Annotated in this window: 16 protein-coding genes; 7 read left to right on the top strand and 9 right to left on the bottom strand. The window is 37.7% G+C overall.

The genetic code is table 11. The annotated features are described in order from the left end of the window. Positions 1 to 27: 27 nt before the first annotated feature. Complete coding sequence (gene thrC, locus AC5YC8_RS11880) at positions 28 to 1,167, top strand: threonine synthase (RefSeq protein WP_496118103.1); 1,140 nt, start codon at positions 28 to 30, stop codon at positions 1,165 to 1,167. A 95-nt stretch (positions 1,168 to 1,262) separates the two neighbouring features. Here the strand turns inward: thrC and AC5YC8_RS11875 are convergent, their stop codons facing one another. Continuing rightward, entirely contained in the window at positions 1,263 to 2,318 is a 1,056-nt protein-coding gene (locus AC5YC8_RS11875; RefSeq protein WP_496164676.1) for a serine hydrolase, read from the bottom strand. Between the two features lie 218 nt (positions 2,319 to 2,536). Between AC5YC8_RS11875 and gacA the strand changes: the two genes are divergently transcribed. The 3 genes from gacA to AC5YC8_RS11860 all read left to right on the top strand — a co-directional run bounded on the left by gacA (position 2,537) and on the right by AC5YC8_RS11860 (position 6,192). Further along, on the top strand, positions 2,537 to 3,172 hold the full coding sequence (gene gacA / locus AC5YC8_RS11870; protein ID WP_171501186.1) for a response regulator transcription factor GacA: 636 nt from the start codon (positions 2,537 to 2,539) through the stop codon (positions 3,170 to 3,172). Between the two features lie 23 nt (positions 3,173 to 3,195). Continuing rightward, positions 3,196 to 4,764 carry a two-component system sensor histidine kinase NtrB gene (locus AC5YC8_RS11865; protein WP_496164675.1) on the top strand — a complete coding sequence of 523 codons (1,569 nt, stop codon included), beginning with the start codon at positions 3,196 to 3,198 and terminating at the stop codon, positions 4,762 to 4,764. A 72-nt stretch (positions 4,765 to 4,836) separates the two neighbouring features. Next, the gene (locus tag AC5YC8_RS11860) at positions 4,837 to 6,192 is read left to right on the top strand and encodes a sigma-54-dependent transcriptional regulator (RefSeq protein WP_496164695.1); all 1,356 of its coding nucleotides are present in this window, start codon (positions 4,837 to 4,839) and stop codon (positions 6,190 to 6,192) included. Here the strand turns inward: AC5YC8_RS11860 and AC5YC8_RS11855 are convergent, their stop codons facing one another. The 4 genes from AC5YC8_RS11855 to lptF all read right to left on the bottom strand — a co-directional run bounded on the left by AC5YC8_RS11855 (position 6,193) and on the right by lptF (position 11,232). Continuing rightward, positions 6,193 to 7,365: a S41 family peptidase gene (locus AC5YC8_RS11855; RefSeq protein WP_496164674.1), complete on the bottom strand. Its 1,173-nt coding sequence runs from the start codon at positions 7,363 to 7,365 to the stop codon at positions 6,193 to 6,195. Between the two features lie 21 nt (positions 7,366 to 7,386). Beyond that, a complete protein-coding gene (gene gpmI, locus AC5YC8_RS11850) occupies positions 7,387 to 8,934 on the bottom strand; it encodes a 2,3-bisphosphoglycerate-independent phosphoglycerate mutase (protein ID WP_496164673.1) in 1,548 nt (515 codons plus the stop codon). A gap of 124 nt (positions 8,935 to 9,058) precedes the next feature. After that, the gene (gene lptG, locus AC5YC8_RS11845) at positions 9,059 to 10,129 is read right to left on the bottom strand and encodes an LPS export ABC transporter permease LptG (protein ID WP_496118108.1); all 1,071 of its coding nucleotides are present in this window, start codon (positions 10,127 to 10,129) and stop codon (positions 9,059 to 9,061) included. 2 nt (positions 10,130 to 10,131) lie between these two features. Continuing rightward, complete coding sequence (lptF, locus tag AC5YC8_RS11840) at positions 10,132 to 11,232, bottom strand: LPS export ABC transporter permease LptF (protein ID WP_496164672.1); 1,101 nt, start codon at positions 11,230 to 11,232, stop codon at positions 10,132 to 10,134. Positions 11,233 to 11,381: 149 nt separating this feature from the next. Between lptF and AC5YC8_RS11835 the strand changes: the two genes are divergently transcribed. The 3 genes from AC5YC8_RS11835 to blhA are packed head-to-tail and all read left to right on the top strand — an operon-like array spanning position 11,382 to position 13,857. Then, positions 11,382 to 12,830, top strand: a complete 1,449-nt coding sequence (locus AC5YC8_RS11835) for a leucyl aminopeptidase (protein ID WP_496118111.1) — start codon at positions 11,382 to 11,384, stop codon at positions 12,828 to 12,830. Continuing rightward, positions 12,823 to 13,230 (top strand): DNA polymerase III subunit chi, encoded by a 408-nt coding sequence (locus AC5YC8_RS11830; RefSeq protein WP_496164670.1) that lies wholly within the window; start codon positions 12,823 to 12,825, stop codon positions 13,228 to 13,230. The genes AC5YC8_RS11835 and AC5YC8_RS11830 overlap by 8 nt, the downstream gene beginning before the upstream one ends. Positions 13,231 to 13,251: 21 nt before the next feature. Further along, positions 13,252 to 13,857, top strand: a complete 606-nt coding sequence (gene blhA / locus AC5YC8_RS11825) for a cell division protein BlhA (protein ID WP_496118113.1) — start codon at positions 13,252 to 13,254, stop codon at positions 13,855 to 13,857. Between the two features lie 86 nt (positions 13,858 to 13,943). Here the strand turns inward: blhA and AC5YC8_RS11820 are convergent, their stop codons facing one another. From AC5YC8_RS11820 to ribD, 4 genes are all read right to left on the bottom strand, one after another. Further along, positions 13,944 to 14,489 carry a VTT domain-containing protein gene (locus tag AC5YC8_RS11820; protein ID WP_496118115.1) on the bottom strand — a complete coding sequence of 182 codons (546 nt, stop codon included), beginning with the start codon at positions 14,487 to 14,489 and terminating at the stop codon, positions 13,944 to 13,946. A gap of 109 nt (positions 14,490 to 14,598) precedes the next feature. Continuing rightward, entirely contained in the window at positions 14,599 to 15,258 is a 660-nt protein-coding gene (locus AC5YC8_RS11815; protein WP_496164668.1) for a riboflavin synthase, read from the bottom strand. Positions 15,259 to 15,283: 25 nt separating this feature from the next. Continuing rightward, on the bottom strand, positions 15,284 to 16,576 hold the full coding sequence (locus AC5YC8_RS11810; protein WP_496118119.1) for a DNA adenine methylase: 1,293 nt from the start codon (positions 16,574 to 16,576) through the stop codon (positions 15,284 to 15,286). Then, on the bottom strand, positions 16,573 to 17,676 hold the full coding sequence (gene ribD / locus AC5YC8_RS11805) for a bifunctional diaminohydroxyphosphoribosylaminopyrimidine deaminase/5-amino-6-(5-phosphoribosylamino)uracil reductase RibD (protein ID WP_496164666.1): 1,104 nt from the start codon (positions 17,674 to 17,676) through the stop codon (positions 16,573 to 16,575). The genes AC5YC8_RS11810 and ribD overlap by 4 nt, the downstream gene beginning before the upstream one ends. Positions 17,677 to 17,693 lie beyond the last annotated feature (17 nt).

Genomic DNA, 17,693 nt, shown 5'->3' with positions numbered 1-17,693 from the left:
AGCTCTACACACAATTGGAACATCATCATGTCGAATGCCAATCGTTATACTGGTTTAGTTGACCGCTATCGCGACCGTTTACCAGTGTCTGCAACTACCCCTGCCGTATCACTAGGCGAAGGTAATACCCCACTGATTAAGCTTGCAAATATTCCGCGCATTATTGGCAAAAATGTTGAAATTTATGTGAAGTACGAGGGCTTAAACCCGACTGGTTCATTTAAAGACCGTGGTATGACCATGGCTGTTACAAAAGCAGCTGAGGAAGGCTCTAAAGCAATTATCTGTGCATCTACAGGTAATACTTCTGCTGCGGCTGCTGCATATGCTGCTCGTGCAGGTATGAAAGCGTTCGTTTTAATCCCTGAAGGCAAAATTGCAATGGGTAAAATGGCGCAAGCGATGATGTATGGTGCAATCACTATGCAAATTCGTGGCAACTTTGATGACGGCATGCGCCTTGTTAAAGAAATTGCAGATAAAGCACCTGTAACAATCGTAAACTCAATCAACCCTTACCGCTTGCAAGGTCAAAAGACCATTGCTTACGAAATTGTTGATGAATTAGGTCGTGCACCTGACTACCACTGCCTACCTGTAGGTAACGCGGGTAACATCACTGCACACTGGATGGGTTATACAGAAGCTGTTGCAAACCAACCTGCTGGCGAGTTTGAACAAGTTGTTTACGATCCTGCTACAGATGCATTCACAGGCCCAAAACCTGCTGGCTTACCAATTATGGCAGGCTACCAAGCTTCTGGCGCAGCACCTTTCTTACGTGGTGCTCCTGTTGAAAATCCAGAAACAATTGCAACTGCAATTCGTATTGGTAATCCACAAAGCTGGAACCATGCTAAAGCTGTAGTACGTGATTCAAAAGGTTGGTTTGATGAACTAACTGATGCTGAAATTTTAGAAGCTCAACGCTTACTTTCTATGTATGAAGGCGTGTTTGTTGAACCTGCTTCTGCTGCGTCTGTTGGCGGTGCAATCCGTGATATTAAAGCGGGCAAAATTGCTGAAGGTTCAGTGATTGTTTGTACTGTTACAGGTAACGGTCTAAAAGATCCTGACACGGCTATTAAGCAATGTTCTGATGCTGTAATGCTTTCAATTGATGCAACTTTAGAACAAGTTCGTGATTCAATTTTATCTAATATGTAACTTACATTTAGATCAAAATAAAAAAGCCCTGCAAATGCAGGGCTTTTTTATATAAGTCATTTAAGTGTTGAGTCAACTTAAATGACTTTATTAAATTAAACGCGTTTTGGTAACTGACTTGTCCAATTCATTAAACGAATAGCATCGTCATTACGTGCTTGTGTATTGTTTGCACCTAAAATCACAACAACGGCAGGACGGTTATTTAACGTCGTATGCATAACTACACAACGACCCGCTTCATTAATATATCCAGTTTTTGAAATATTAATATTCCAACCACCGTTACGAACCAAAGCATTCGTATTATTCGATTTTAGTACACGGTAACCCAAGTTAAAATCATATGTTGGTGTTGTTGAAAACTGACGAATAACACTATATTGCGATGCAGCAGAAACCAAAATACCTAAATCACGTGCTGAAGCAACATTACGTGGGTCTAAACCGCTTGATTCTACATAATGTGTAGATGTCATACCCAAACTACGTGCCTTCGCATTCATCGCAGCATAGAACGCATTACGACCACCTGGATAAGTACGTGCTAAAGCTGCCGCAGCAGGATTTTCAGACTTCATTAAAGCAAATAATAAAACCTCAGCACGGTTCATCTTATCGCCAACACGTAAAGTAGAACTTGAATTTTTACCGCCCGCACCTGCAAAATCAATTTGCTGTAACGTAATCTGTTCAGACATATTTAAACGAGCATCTGCTGTTACTACAGCAGTCATTAACTTAGTAATAGATGCAATAGGAAGAGCCGTATTGGCATTTTTTCCAAATAACACTTCACCTGTTTGAGCATCCATAACTAAAGCAGCACGTGCATTTACTGAAGGTTGATTTGAATAACTTGATGTATCTAAAATTTGAACTGTTTTAGGTGCAGACTGTACGGCGGAGCCACTTCGAACAGTTGTTGTCACATTTACTGAACCTTTAGGTGATGGTTCACTAAATGATGTTGATGTAGTAGATACATCTTCATTTAACAACAAATTGGCTTCTTCAGATGACCAACTAATATTTGCCTGCCCCGAATTCCCTGAAGAATTCATCACAATTTCAGCAAATCCTGTTGAACTCAAACAAAGAAGTAATGATGCTCCCAAAGCACTCATTAACACTTTTTTAGTATTTTTCACGAATATTTACTCAACTTATGGAGGTAATATACATTTGCTTATTACCTCAAATATACCTTACATTTAGCACAAAAGAATGAGCAATATATCGCCCATTTATAATTGCACCGATGTTTTCAATTAATATTGATAATAGGATTGCTAATTTTGTCATTTCATTGCAAGCTTATTTTGCGATATGTAACAAAAAAGATGAATAAATTAGAGGGAGATTGCTGGTGATCACAGTTTTAGTAGTAGATGATCATGAGTTGGTACGCACTGGCATTTGTAGAATGCTAGAAGACCATGCTGAAATTGATGTCATTGGCCAAGCTGAATCTGGTGAAGAAGCAATTAATCTCATCCGTCAAAATGCACCAAATGTCGTCCTACTCGATGTCAATATGCCTGGTATTGGTGGTGTTGAAACAACACGTCGCTTATTACAATCATCACCCGATACAAAAGTCATTGCAGTCAGTGGCTTAGCAGAAGAACCTTATCCATCTTTATTATTAAAAGCAGGCGCTAAAGGTTACATTACTAAAGGTGCTCCCGTTACAGAAATGGTACGTGCAATCAATAAAGTAATGCAAGGTGGTAAGTACTTTAGTGCAGATATTGCAGAGCAGTTGGCAAGTTCGTATTTATCGGATACACAACAATCTCCATTTGACAGCTTGTCTGAACGAGAAATGCAAGTTGCCATGATGGTTGTAAATTGCATTAGCACTCAAGAAATTGCCGATAAACTTTTCGTAAGTGTAAAAACAGTTAACACTTACCGTTACCGTATTTTTGAAAAATTAAGTATTGATAGTGATGTAAAACTTACACATTTAGCAATGCGCTATGGGTTAATTAAACCTTAAATGGGGTAAAAACTGACAACAATATGTATTCTAATTACAGCAATTCTGAGCTTAATAGATACCGTTTAGGGCTATGGTATGGAATATATCGCCTTACCATTGCTCTTTGCTTATTTTTTGTATTCTTTATTACCTATCAAAACTTACAGCATGACTATGGTCACCCTTTACTTTATTTAGTATCTATTTGTATTTATATATTTTTTAGTTTTGTTCAACTACTAGTTTATAAGTTTTCTTCATCTCATTTTGCTCGACAAATTACATTATTTTTTGCATTAGATGTTTTACTTTTTAGTGCTCTCACTTTTGCCTCAGATGGCCCAAGTCTTCACATTAGCCTATTATTTGTAATTGCTATTTTTGTAGCATCTCTACTTTTAGAGGCAAAAAAAGCACTACTGATCACTCTAGTTGCTGTTATTAGTGTGGTTTATCAGCAATTTTTAAGCGGTTTTTTTTCCTTTAAATCGCTTAATAATTTTAGTATTAGCGCACTTCTCGCAATTTTATTTATTGTTGTTTACATTATTGGGCAGCTCACGATTCGACGCTTCCAAATACTTGAAAATTGGAGCTTTACCCAATCTTTAGAAATTAATAAGCTACAAAATATTAATCGATATATTCTTGAGCAAATTGAAACGGGCTATCTAGTTTTAGACGAAAACTGCCACATTGTATTGAGTAATCCTGCTGCAAGAGAATTATTAGGAATCAGTCCACTTTATGCCATAGAACCTTTTCCACTCTACAAAGCACAATCAGACTTATTTGAAATTTTAAAATTCGATCAGCTTAAAGATGGCGAAAAATTTGAATTTGAATCTCAACAAAGTAACTTTCATATTCATATTCAAGTTCAAAAATTAATTGTTCCGCACCAAACATTAACGCTTCTTGTACTACAAGATGCGAAACGAATTAATCAACATGCACAGCAACTTAAACTTGCCTCTCTGGGGCAACTTTCTGCCAGTATTGCACATGAAATTCGAAACCCTCTTGCCACTATTGTTCAAGCAAATAATTTGTTTCAAGGTAGTGATGATATTCAGCAACTTCAATTAAGCCAAATGATTACCAAACAAGCTCAGCGAATAGATAAAATTATTCATGACACGTTAAGTATGGTTAAAAATAATGAAACACACTCATCACTCATCAATTTAAACTTATTTATACCTGCATTCATTCAAGACAACTTGCCTGATATTGCAGACAAAATTCAAATAGATATAGAGCCATCTTCGATTATTAATTTTGATGAATCACAAATTCAACAGGTACTGATTAATCTGATTCGAAATGCAATTCGACACAACGCAAAAGATAAAAGTCATATAAAGTTAAATATTTATAGCTACCTTCTTTTTATAAGAATAGATGTCATAGACTTTGGTGAAGGCGTTGCTCACAAAAACATTCGCTCTATATTTCAACCATTTTTTAGTACCGAAATCACGGGAACTGGGTTAGGATTATATTTATCACATAGTTTCTGCGAAGCAAACCAAGCCAAACTCAGCTATGTAGAACAACAATCTGGGGCATGCTTTAGAATCGAATGCCCTCGTATAGAAATAAATTAACATTGGGGGAAAGTTTTGGATTTAGCACCACTTATCTTACTTGTAGATGATGAGGAAGATTTATGTACACTTATGTCTATGACATTATCACGCATGGGCATGAATACACATGTTGCCCATCAGGTAAGTGAAGCAAAAACATTACTTTCTAAAAATAATTATGATGCTTGCTTAACCGATTTTAATTTGCCCGATGGCAATGGCGTAGAGCTTGTAGATCATATTTCAAAAAACTATCCTCACATCCCTATTGCTGTACTCACCGCTTATGGAAATATGGATATCGCGATTTCTGCGCTCAAAGCAGGTGCTTTCGACTTCGTTAATAAACCAATTAAACAACAGCACCTACAACAATTATTAGACAAAGCATTAAACAAACCAATCACATCTATTCAGAGTAATAATGAAAACTTACTTGAAAACAAGATGTTGATTGGTCAATCTGCCCCGATTCAGCAATTACGCACAACCATTAAAAAAATTGCTCGTTCTCAAGCACCCGTTTTTATTACAGGCGAGTCAGGCACTGGTAAAGAAGTTGTTGCAAACTTAGTACATCGTCTAAGCAATAGAAATGAAGGACCATTTATTGCCATAAATTGTGGTGCTATTCCTTCAGACTTAATGGAGAGTGAGCTCTTTGGTCATAAAAAAGGAAGCTTTACTGGCGCAACACAAGATAAACAAGGTTTGATTCAATCGGCACATGGCGGTAGTTTATTCTTAGATGAAATTGCCGAACTTCCTCTAAACATGCAAGTAAAACTACTCCGAGCTGTGCAAGAAAAACGGATTCGTCCTGTAGGTTCAGATATTGAAATTGATGTGGATTTTCGTGTGATTAGTGCAAGCCATCAAGACTTAGATAGTATGGTTCAGCAAGGACGTTTTCGCCAAGATTTATTCTTTCGCATCCATGTGATGGACTTAATTTTACCTCCTCTTAGAGCACGTGGTAATGATATCTTATTATTAGCAGAGAATTTCATTCAGCGTGTGTCACAAGAATGGCGTATTCCCCCTAAATATCTCTCCGATAAAGCAAAAATTTTTCTACTCGAACAATATTATCCTGGCAATGTACGTGAATTAAGAAATATTATTGAACGTGCAATGACTTTAAGTGATGAACAGTGTATCGATCTACAGCACTTACAAAGCACACCCCTAAAGCAATTTTCAGTACAAGTTGAAAAAAATATTCAACCTATTGAAAAACAGCCATATTCAGGTTTAGGCTCGAATAAGCTCCCCGTTGAAGGCTTAGAAAACTATTTAGCCAATATTGAAAAAGAAATTTTATTAAATGCCTTAGATTTAACGCATTGGAATAGAACACTTGCGGCAAAAAAACTAGGTATGACATTTAGATCTTTGCGGTATCGCTTGAAAAAATTTGGGCTAGATACAGACGAAGAATCTTAATTATTTATGACGAATTAATAATTCCGAAACATGCTCTACATAAGCATCTTCTTTCATATCAGGCTGTAGCACATATTTTTGATTGGGTTGTATACCAACGCCCTCAATCATTGCACCTTTAGGCGTGTAATAGTGAGAAACCGTCATTTGTAATGCGGCACCGTTCGACAGGGCAAAAAGTTTCTGGACTACGCCTTTACCATAGCTTGTATCACCAATAACCCATGCACGACCATGATCTTTCAGCGCTGCAGTAAACACCTCTGCAGCAGAAGCTGAGCGGTTATTAATTAAAATACCCACTTTTAATTTAAGAAACTCGGAACTCGGTAACGCCTGAAATTGTTGATCTCCCTCAGAGCGACTTTTAGTTGAAACAATCACCCCCTGATTTAGAAATAAATCAGCACTTTCAACAGCAGCTGATAACAACCCACCAGGGTTGTTTCTTAAATCAATCAAAATACCTTTTAAACGAGGTGACGTATATTGTTCAATTAAGTGCTTCATTTCATTCGCAGTATCTTGCTGAAATACCTTAACTTTAATAACAAGAATTTGATTATTTAATAAATGAGCTTGAACATCAGTTTCTATTTTTTTATTTCTAACGATTGTAATAGGTGGACTTTTTTCTGTCAGTTGAATATCGATGGTAGAACCAACAGCACCTGACAACAAATTACTCACTTGATCATTATTTAATTTTTTTAGCTCTTGATTGTCAATTTTAAAAACAATCAGTCCATTTTTCAGACCTTGTTTAGCAGAATCCGCTTCTGGTTTTAAACCCTGAATAATCCACTGATGTAATTGATGATCAAAAACCACATCAAAATCTACAGATGCAAATTCGCCCTCTGTATATTGTAAAAGCTGCTTATAGTCTTCAGGAGATAAGTAACGTGAATAACGATCTAGACCTGAAACAAGTCCTTTAACTGCCTGCTGAAATAAATCTTCATCATTTTTTTCAGCCACATAGTTATCTTTTACTATGCCGTATATTTGAACAAAATTCTGTATCGCCTCTACAGGCACTTCTTCATATTGTTGTTCTTCATCTAAGCTTAAAACATCAGGCTGCTGAAGCTTTGTTTTTGCCCAAGCAGGAGAAAGGCTCAAACACATGAAGCATGTTGTTAATAAAGCAACAAGAGTGCGTTGAGCCATTCATTCACCTTTATTTATTGTTTATGGTGCTAATGTAATTAGATTACGACCTTTCATTTCTTCAGGTACTGGAATCTGCATTAAGCTTAATAGTGTTGGTGCAACATCTGCTAACACCCCACCTTCTGCAATTATTGCTTGTGTAGGTCCAACATAGATAAATGGCACAAGTTCTGTCGTATGTTGAGTGTGAACCTGACCACTTACGTAATCTTGCATTTGCTCAACATTACCATGATCTGCTGTCACAATCATATGACCTTTTTGTGCCATAACTGCTTCATACACTCGACCTAAGCAAGTATCTACTGCTTCAACGGCTTTCACAGCTGCGTTAAATTTACCAGTATGACCAACCATGTCACCATTTGCAAAGTTCACAACCAATAAATCAAACTCACCTGAATTAATTGCAGCAACAAGTTCATCTGTTACTTCATACGCACTCATTTCAGGTTTTAAGTCATACGTTGCAACATTAGGGGATGGAATAAGAATACGTTTTTCACCAACATATTCATCTTCACGACCACCACTAAAGAAGAATGTCACATGTGCATATTTTTCAGTTTCAGCAATACGTAATTGCGTTTTACCTAAATCTGACAAGTATTCGCCAAGCGAATTTTTGAGTGCTTCAGGCATATATGCAACTGGTGCATCAATTGTTGCTTGATAGCGTGTAAGCATGACAAATTTAGATAAATTTGGCACAACTTTACGTTCAAAACCTGCAAAATCTTTTTCAACAAATGCTTTTGTTATTTCACGTGCACGGTCAGCACGGAAGTTCATGAATACAACGCTATCGCCATCTTGAATTTTAGCAATATCGCCAATGCGTGTTGCTTTAACAAACTCATCAGTTTCTTCTGCTGCATAAGCCAACTCTAAGCCTTCTGTAGCAGTTGTAACAGTACGAGCCGCTTCGCCTTCTGTAAGTAAACGATATGCTTGTTCTACACGATCCCAACGGTTATCTCGATCCATTGCAAAATAACGACCAATCATCGTCACAATACGACCTTGACCAGGGTATTGAGCAAATACAGCTTCTAATTTTTCAAGCGACGGCTGAGCACTTTTTGGTGGTGTATCACGACCATCTAAGAATGCGTGTAAATAAACTGTTGCACCGCGTTTTAATGCAAGTTCAACCATTGCAACAATATGGTCTTCATGTGAATGTACGCCACCTTCAGACAATAAGCCCAAAATATGCACTGCACCATTTGCAGCTTTGGCTTTTTCTACAGCATCTACAAGTACTTCATGCTCGAAGAAAGCACCTGTACGAATATCTTTTGTAATACGAGTAAAGTCTTGGTACAACACACGACCTGCACCCAAGTTCATGTGACCCACTTCTGAGTTACCCATTTGTCCATCAGGAAGACCAACATCTTCTCCTGAACCAGAAATCAAACCATGCGGATGCTTTTCCTGCATTGCAGTCAAATTTGGGCGTTTTGCTGCTAAGAAGGCATTATCTTCAACCTCTACACGGTGTCCCACGCCATCCATAATGACTAAAACGTGAGGAATTTTGCCAGCAGTTGCAACCGTCATGATATACACTCTTTTCTGTTTACAAATTAATCAATACATTTTACCGAAATTTCGATAAAGACTCTATGTTCTATCGATGGTTTAAGCCACTGATGAACATTGTTTTCTTCAATTCAATACATTTTTATCTTGCACGGTGAAGCAAGTAGCCACCAGCAGCAAAAATAAGAAGAATTGGTAAAAATACAAACCATGCTGGAGAAGGTGAATACACTAAACTTGCATACCCTAAAAAGTCTTGCAGATAGTAAAAACCTAAGCCTGTGAACATCGCAATGACCAAGCGAAAACCCATAGATTGTTGACGCAATGGACCAAAAATAAATGAACATGCAATAACAACTAAAGCAATAAGTGCAAATGGAGATGCTACCTTTTGCCAAAATGCCAACTGATATGTTTTAGGAACTTGACTATATTCATGCATATAACTGATAAAACTTACCAACTGACTTGGAGATAGTTTTTCAGGATCAATCGTTACCATGTGTACATACTTAGGCTGTAATGCCATAGAAAGAGGTTGCTGATCTACTTTTTCTAAAACAGCATTACCATTGGGTAATACATCAGTTCTATCTACGTTTTCTAATGTCCATGTACCATCTTTAACAAAATTACCTTGTTCAGCATTAATCACACCGCGCATATTGTAATTTTTATCTAAATCGATCACTTGGATATTTTTTAACTGTCCAGATGAATTTGCATAATCAATATAAATAAAACGTTGCCCTTCACGAGTCCAATATCCACTTACAGAGCCCAGTTCTGCAACACTTCGGTGCCCTTTCACACTCTGTGCTTTTTCATTGGTATATGGAGTTACCCACTCGCTTAAAGCAAAAGATAAAACCACCAAAATTAAAGCAGAGCGAATAACCCAGCCAACAATACGCCACAGGCTAATTCCTGAAGCACGCATAATAATAAGTTCACTATTTGATGCCAAAGCACCTAAACCTAATACAGCGCCAATTAAGGCAGAGATCGGTAGAATCTCATATAAATATCTTGGAGCACCCCAAAGTACATATTTCAAGGCATCCAAAGCACCATAACCATCTTTCAACGAGCTCAATTCACCTAAATAGGAAAAAAGAACCTGTAAACCTGCTAATACAAATGTTGTTCCTAACATTGCTAGTGCAGTTGTTTTGGTCACATGTTTTGCAACAATTCGGCGTGCGAACATTATTAAGACCCCACTCGTTGAATTCTTTGCTTAATTTTGGGTGCAAGATTAGGCCTTCTTAAGAACAATACCCCAACACCACCATAAACAAGTAATGCTACAGGATAAGCCCATGCGCCTAATTCTTCTTTACTAACACGAGTCTTAATAGCCATTAGAACCACAATTAAACTCGCAAAAATTAACAATGCAGGAAATAATTTTAAATAACGACCTTGGCGAGGACTCACCTCTGATAGAGCTAAAGCCAAAATTAATGCAACAAACATGGCAAATGGTACAAATACACGCCACCACAGCTCACTTGAAACAACAGCATCTTCTCTATTCTGCCAAAGTTTAGATGTTGGTAAAGCCTCAACCTCAGTACTTTCAAACTTCGCTTCTTTATTATTTTCTAAGCGTAAACGATAAGTCTGAAACTCAATCTGCGTATATTTAGGACTATTTGGGAAAATTTCGTAACGACGACCTTCAGTCAAATCAACCACATTGGCACTATCATTTGGCATTTCAATTCGTGTTGCTTCTTTTGCCAGAATCACAACATCAGGGCGCCCTTCTCTATCTGCTTTTTGATAGAAGAAAATATCTTTTAGATTTCTCCTATCTTCAGACAAATCACCTGCATAAATGGTATACGCACCTGAAGATACAAATTCTTTTGGACGAACCAAGTCAAACCCTGTTCTTACCGCTTGTGCAGAAGTCAACTCTTCAAACTGACGTAATCCCCATGGTGCTGCCCATAACATTAAAAATGATTGTACTGCCAAAAAGACAACCGTCATGGGTACTAATAATCGACCTAAACGATTTCGGCTCACCCCACTACTATTGAATACCGCCATTTCATGGTCGACATATAAACGACCAAAAACCAACATTAAACCAATGAAAAAACCCAAGGGTAAAATAAGGGTTAAAAACTCAGGTAAACGATAACCCACAATGCTAAATAAGATGCTTACATCTAAACGACCTTGCGCAGCAACACCAAAATATTTGATCAAACGACCACCCATCATGATCAAGGTCAATAAAGAGACCACCACTAATGATGTCGATACAACTTGCTTGACCAGATAACGCCGAATAATCAAATTAATTCTTCCAAAAAGCTGGGTAAAAAAACCTACACTAGTTTACCCTAATGTTAAAAATATAGAACTATACTCATGTTGCACATTGAAACTCTATTCATCAAAATGTTTCAATGGAACTAAACCTTACAAAGGCATGAAAATCGCATATGAAACTCAGTATTAACCAGTCATTCCAAGAGAATGCATCGAACCAATCTTTGTTGATATTAGTTGATTCAGAACAAGTTCAACATGCTACCAATACCTATCAAATCAATAACTTAAATACAATTATTGAATCAACACAATTTAAATCAGCTTTAGGTGAAACTTTAGCGTTAATTGGGCAAGTATCTGATTGCACTCACAGCGTATTTATTGGTATTGGCAAAGCAACCGAACTTAAAGCTGCGAAATTATCAAAAATTGCTCAAACAATTATCAAGTCTTCACAAAAAAAATTCAAACAAATTAGTGTTGATATTTCTGCACTTCCACAAGACTTACATTATTTATTCGCACTTAGCCTGACACAAGCGGCTTACTCTTTTGATGAATATAAATCTAAAAAGAATGACTTTATTCTTGAACAAATCAATCTAATTGCAAAAAACAGCCCATTAAATCAGCAACAATTATCATTAATTGAAGCAATTCAATCTGGGCAAAATTTAGCACGTAACCTAGGCAACCGCCCTGGCAACATTTGCTTCCCAGAATATTTAGCTGAACAAGCACAAGCTTTAGCTGCAGAATATCCGAATTTATTAAAAGTAACTGTATTAGATGAGCAACAAATGGCTGATCTAGGTATGGGTGCTTTCCTTGCAGTAAGTAAAGGCTCAGATCGTCCAGGTCGTATTATTACACTTGAATACCAAGGTAATCGTAAAGAAGCACCTGTCGTGCTAGTGGGTAAGGGTGTGACATTTGATACAGGTGGTATTTCACTTAAACCAGGCTTAGGCATGGATGAAATGAAATATGATATGTGTGGCTCTGCATCTGTATTAGGTACCATTCGTGCACTTTGCGAATCTCAGCTTCCTATTCATGTTGTTGGTGCAATTGCTGCTGCTGAAAACATGCCTTCAGGTCATGCAACTCGCCCTGGTGACATCGTAACAACAATGAGCGGTCAAACTGTTGAAATTTTAAACACAGATGCCGAAGGTCGTTTAGTTCTTTGCGATACATTGACATACATCAAGCGTTTCAACCCTGCTCTTGTGATTGATATTGCAACACTAACAGGTGCATGTGTAGTTGCATTAGGCTCAGTATTAACAGGTCTATTTACACCAGATGATGAACTTGCCGCAGAAATTGATACAGCAGGTCAACATTCATTTGACCGTGTATGGCGCATGCCAGTCATTGAAGACTATCAAGAGCAACTTGATTCTCCATTTGCCGATATTGCAAACATTGGTGGTCCTAAAGCAGGTTCTGTAACAGCTGCTTGTTTCTTAGAGCGTTTTACACGTGACTACCGTTGGGCACATTTAGATGTTGCCGGTACAGCTTGGACCTCTGGTGCAAACAAAGGCGCTACAGGTCGTCCTGTTCCACTATTAATGCAATTCTTAGCAAATCGCGCTCAATCGAATGGCTAAAATTAGCTTTTATCTTTTTGAAAAAAGTCCTGAACGGCGAGTCGAAAGTACTTGCCGTTTATGTCGTAAGATTTTAAAAAAATCTGAAAAAATCTGGTTGCTGTGTGAAAACTTAGAGTTACAACAGCAACTTGATGACCGTTTATGGAGCTTTGATGCAACCAGCTTTATTCCGCATGGAGTTGATAATGCAAATGCACCTATTTGTATTTCAGCAAAGCTTCCAGAACAGTCAGATTGGATCATTTTTAATTTTAATGACCAAGCACTTGAACAATTTGAGAAATTTAGTCACATTATTGAGATTATTGAAAATAGTGATTCGGCAAAACAACTCGGTCGTGAAAAGTTTAAACAGTATCGCCGTTTTGGCATAGAACCAAAAACGTATAAACTCTAAGCTATACAATAAAGGAGAAAGATGGTGGCATTAAATGTCGGACAAGATTTTAAACAGCGTTGGTTAGAAGCACCTGAAGCTGTGCGTCAAGCATATCTTGATGACCTCCATCGTATCTTCGATATTCTAAAACCTGAAGTTCAATTACAAGCTTGGATTGAACGAGACAAACAAGAACAGCAAAAATCTTTGCAAAAAATTGATGTTGCTTATGCAGAATTAAAAGCACAGTTGATTGAAGAAGCTCGCATTCGACATCAACAAGCTTTAGAAAAGAAACTGGAAGATAAACGTGCTGAAGAAGCAGAGTTTGCTAAACAATTGCAATTAGATGAAGAGCGAAAATTTGCAGAACAAGCAAAAGAGCTTCAACTCATGCGTCAAGATCTAGTACAAGAAACTCAAAGCTACACCAATCGTTATGAAAAAAATCCTAAGAATATTGCAGATAATTTATCTGTAAAAGATAGTGAAATGCTGTCTGAGCTCGACAGTGTTCGTATTCGTTTAGAGTTAGAAGCGGAGAGTTTAATTGAGCAAGCTGTTACAGCTTTTCGTGCAAAATTGCATGCAGCAACTCAAGAAGAAATTGAATATATATTGAAAAGTTCGAAATTTTCGGACTAATTACTTTAATTTTACGTACATTCAAATCTAAAGTATTTCAAATCATATACTTTAGATTTTTTGTTTTTAGAGCCAAATGCTTAAAATTAAAAGAACCCAACCACAGCATGTAAAGTATGACCTAAGCCATAGCCAATACCAAGTAACAATCCAATCCAAAGCATACCGCCAATCACATTATATGCTGTAAAGGATGCAAAATTCATGTTTGTCGCACCTGCTGCAAATGGTGCAAATGAACGAACAAATGGTACAAAGCGTGCAACTAAAATCGTTTTCCCGCCATGTTTAGTGAAATAATGATTGGTTTTAACTAAGTATTCAGGTTTAAAGTAGCGTGTGTGTTTGTTGAAATATTTAATGCCTAAAATGCTACCCGTATAATAATTAACGGTATACCCTAAAGTACTTGCCGTAAATAACGTGATTGCCATGTAATGTAGATGAATTACATCAGTTGACGAGCACAAAGCACCTATAGCAATCAGCAAGCTATCACCTGGAAGGAAAAACATGAATACTGAACCGGTCTCTGCAAAAATGACTAAAAATAAAATTGCATAGATCCACACGCCATAGTTTTCTAATAACACAGGCAACCATTGTTCAAGGTTCAGTAAAAAATCGAACATTTACACCTTTCCAAAATTTAAACTACTTCTATTTAAACACTAAAATCGACTAAAAAATAAAAAACAGTCTAATTTTTCAACTAGACTGCCTGTTTTTTACTCTTATAGCTTATTTCAAAAAGCCATTTTCAGCAAGGAAGTCCATGCTAAGTTTTGATTGTGGTTTTGTTTCAGCAGCCTTATCGCCTAACAATAAACGCTCAATATAACGTGCCAATACATCTACTTCTAAATTAACTTTAGCTCCCACTTGCCAAGTACCAATATTGGTTCTTTCTGCAGTATGAGGAATTAAGTTAAGACTCATGACATTACCACGTAAGTGGTTGATAGTAAGACTAATACCATCAACAGTCACCGAGCCTTTTTCTGCCAAATAACGTGCAATTTCAGCAGGTGCTGTCACTTCAAAATACAATGAACGTGCATCTGATTTAACCACTGTAATTTCACCAACAACGTCGACATGTCCACTTACAATATGTCCACCAAATCGTGTAGTAGGAAGCATCGCTTTTTCAACATTTACACGCTGACCAACTTTCCATTGACCTAAAGTTGTACGATTTAAACTTTCACGCGACACATCAGCAGCATACCAATTGTTTCCCCAATCAGTCACTGTTAGGCAAATACCATTGGTTGCAATTGAATCACCTAAATGTACATCTGACATATCGAGGTCTGTTTGAATACGTAAACGGACATCTCCGCCTATGCTTTGTAAACTTTCAACTTTTCCAACGCTTTCAATAATGCCTGTGAACATAGGTTTTCTCAAATTTTATAGACTTTTACCATAATGCCAATTGTGTGCTAACACCTGTCGTGTCTACACCGCCTAACTCTGCAAAATGATGCAATTGACCAAGTAACTGACGAATTGGTGGTCCAGATTTACCATGCGTATCTGTAATCACAATAAACTCAAGTACACGTGCTCTTTCCGACTGACGCTGTTTACTCACGCGGTAACGAGGTACATCTTGCGTTAGCAGCGTTACACGACCACGCTTCAAATTCGCTTGCAATAAATCTGTCGCACTAATATTACCATCGGTAGAATAGCTCGTTAGAATATATCGTGCATTAATCGTTGCCAATAACTTTTCATAGGCTTCTTGAGCATGCTTAGAAGAGTTGTACGGGCTTGGTCTTTCTTTACGCCAAGCACGGTCAATACCACTCTTAAAACCTTTAGTATCTGGGGTTGGTAAATCGACCTGATCCCATAAAGTTAAAGCATTTAAAACGTGATAATTACTGCTATAAGCATGTTGATTATATGGTGGATCTAAATAAGCAACATCAACTTCAAAACCACTCATTTGATTTGCTAAATGCTGTGCATCTACACACCACATTTCAGCAGCAGGTTTTTTCGCATCACCAATTTCACAAAAGCGACTTGGCGTTAACCAAAGTAACGACTCAATACGTTCCAAAGCCGTTTGTGTTTTACCACCCCATCCATGATGGAAGCTTTTAAATACACCCGATGTATTGCTCACAAAACTCGCTGAATACAATAAAGGAGCAAGTAATGCTGACATTTCAACATCATCAATCGCACCTTGCGCTTGCCATGTCGCAATTTGCTGACGAATAGCATCTATACGCATACCATTACGGCGTTTGAAGAATAAACGATCTTTTGCAGGATCATAAATTTCATCATTGCGAGGACATAAATTGTGTGTAACCCAACCTTTCACTTCAGGTAAACGGTTCAAGTAATCAATGGCTTTTTGATAGCCACCCAACTCTTTAAATGCAGGCGCTTCCGTGCAAGATAAAATTGCACTATTTAAAGCGTGGCTATACGGTTCCCAATCATTAGCAATGACACGATAACCATTTTGACGTGCCAAACGTGAAACCACACCTGAGCCTGCAAAAAAGTCTGCAAAAATAGGCGCACGACCATCTTTTCGATTTAAAGTTCCCGTACTCTCAAGCGCTTCTAAAATCAGATGTAATAAACGGCGTTTGTTTCCTAAATAAGGAACCAATTGATGGAAAAGGTATTCATCGGTAGTACGCGCCGCATGACGACGCTTGTGGTAAACCGTAGACTCTGGATTCATACTGTCTCTTGAGAGGGAATAAGCGTCAAACGAACGTCATTCCCTACTTGGGTAACATCTATAAGTTTAAAACGAAGTTGCTCTACCATACGATTAAATTCCGCATTAAACATTGCACGAGCAGTTTGCCCTAAAAAAGTAGGTGCAACATAACTCAATAATTCATCAACTAACTGCTCTGTTAAAAATGCAGTTGATAGCGTTGCACCTGCTTCAACCAATACATCATAAACTTGATATTGCTGTGCTAAAGTTCGTAATAATTCATTTAAGGGCTGAATTTGTAATTGAACCACGCCTAAATTTTCTAGCTCTTTACGATATGGTCCCATAACCATCACCGTTTTTGGTTGCTCTAAAATTTTAGCAGTTAATGGCAAGCGTCCTTGTCGATCTAAAATAATACGTAAAGGTTGAACAACTGTAGAAATATCTTCTACATTATCTAACTGTCTTACATTCAACTGGCAATCATCGGCTAAAACCGTTTCAATTCCTGTGACTACAGCACCTGAAATTGCACGCCAATGCTGTACATCTTGTCGAGCTTCACTACCTGTAATCCATTTAGATTCACCAGATGCCATTGCTATTCGACCATCTAAACTTGATGCGACTTTTAAACGAACATAAGGCATACCTGTTGCCATTGTTTTTAAAAATCCCAAATTAAGCTGATGTGCTTCTGCTTCACAAATGCCTGTTTCAACTTCAATGCTAGCATCTTTTAAAATTTGCACTCCTTTACCTGCCACCAACGGATTAGGATCAGGACATGCAATAACAACTTTCGTTACACCAGCTTCGACCAAACCTTTTGCACATGGCGGTGTACGACCATAATGTGCACATGGCTCTAAAGTCACATAAGCCGTTGCACCTTTGGCCTGTTCGCCCGCTTCTCGCATTGCGAACACTTCGGCATGTGGTTGCCCTGCTTTAGGATGAAAACCTTCCCCAACCAATTGACCATCTTTAACAATGACACAGCCAACATTGGGATTGGGTTTTGTTGAATATTGCCCAAGTTTTGCAAGTGCTATAGCACGTTGCATCCACACCTGATCTTGGTGTTTTGGATTTTGAATGGGCTCGAACATGGTGTACTAAATCTCTA

Source organism: Acinetobacter sp. FY731 (assembly GCF_059515905.1).
Note: the sequence above shows the minus strand (reverse complement) of the source record. Positions and strands in the feature narration are given on the sequence as shown.

Bases quoted from the DNA above. Each gene is read 5' to 3' on its own strand.
- AC5YC8_RS11860 (WP_496164695.1), top strand. From the start codon at position 4,837: ATGTCTATGACATTATCACGCATGGGCATGAATACACATGTTGCCCAT.
- AC5YC8_RS11835 (WP_496118111.1), top strand. From the start codon at position 11,382: ATGAAACTCAGTATTAACCAGTCATTCCAAGAGAATGCATCGAACCAA.
- AC5YC8_RS11855 (WP_496164674.1), bottom strand. From the start codon at position 7,365: ATGGCTCAACGCACTCTTGTTGCTTTATTAACAACATGCTTCATGTGT.
- AC5YC8_RS11865 (WP_496164675.1), top strand. From the start codon at position 3,196: ATGTATTCTAATTACAGCAATTCTGAGCTTAATAGATACCGTTTAGGG.
- lptG (WP_496118108.1), bottom strand. From the start codon at position 10,129: ATGTTCGCACGCCGAATTGTTGCAAAACATGTGACCAAAACAACTGCA.
- AC5YC8_RS11815 (WP_496164668.1), bottom strand. From the start codon at position 15,258: ATGTTCACAGGCATTATTGAAAGCGTTGGAAAAGTTGAAAGTTTACAA.
- gpmI (WP_496164673.1), bottom strand. From the start codon at position 8,934: ATGACGGTTGCAACTGCTGGCAAAATTCCTCACGTTTTAGTCATTATG.
- ribD (WP_496164666.1), bottom strand. From the start codon at position 17,676: ATGTTCGAGCCCATTCAAAATCCAAAACACCAAGATCAGGTGTGGATG.
- thrC (WP_496118103.1), top strand. From the start codon at position 28: ATGTCGAATGCCAATCGTTATACTGGTTTAGTTGACCGCTATCGCGAC.
- blhA (WP_496118113.1), top strand. From the start codon at position 13,252: ATGGTGGCATTAAATGTCGGACAAGATTTTAAACAGCGTTGGTTAGAA.
- AC5YC8_RS11810 (WP_496118119.1), bottom strand. From the start codon at position 16,576: ATGAATCCAGAGTCTACGGTTTACCACAAGCGTCGTCATGCGGCGCGT.
- AC5YC8_RS11820 (WP_496118115.1), bottom strand. From the start codon at position 14,489: ATGTTCGATTTTTTACTGAACCTTGAACAATGGTTGCCTGTGTTATTA.
- AC5YC8_RS11830 (WP_496164670.1), top strand. From the start codon at position 12,823: ATGGCTAAAATTAGCTTTTATCTTTTTGAAAAAAGTCCTGAACGGCGA.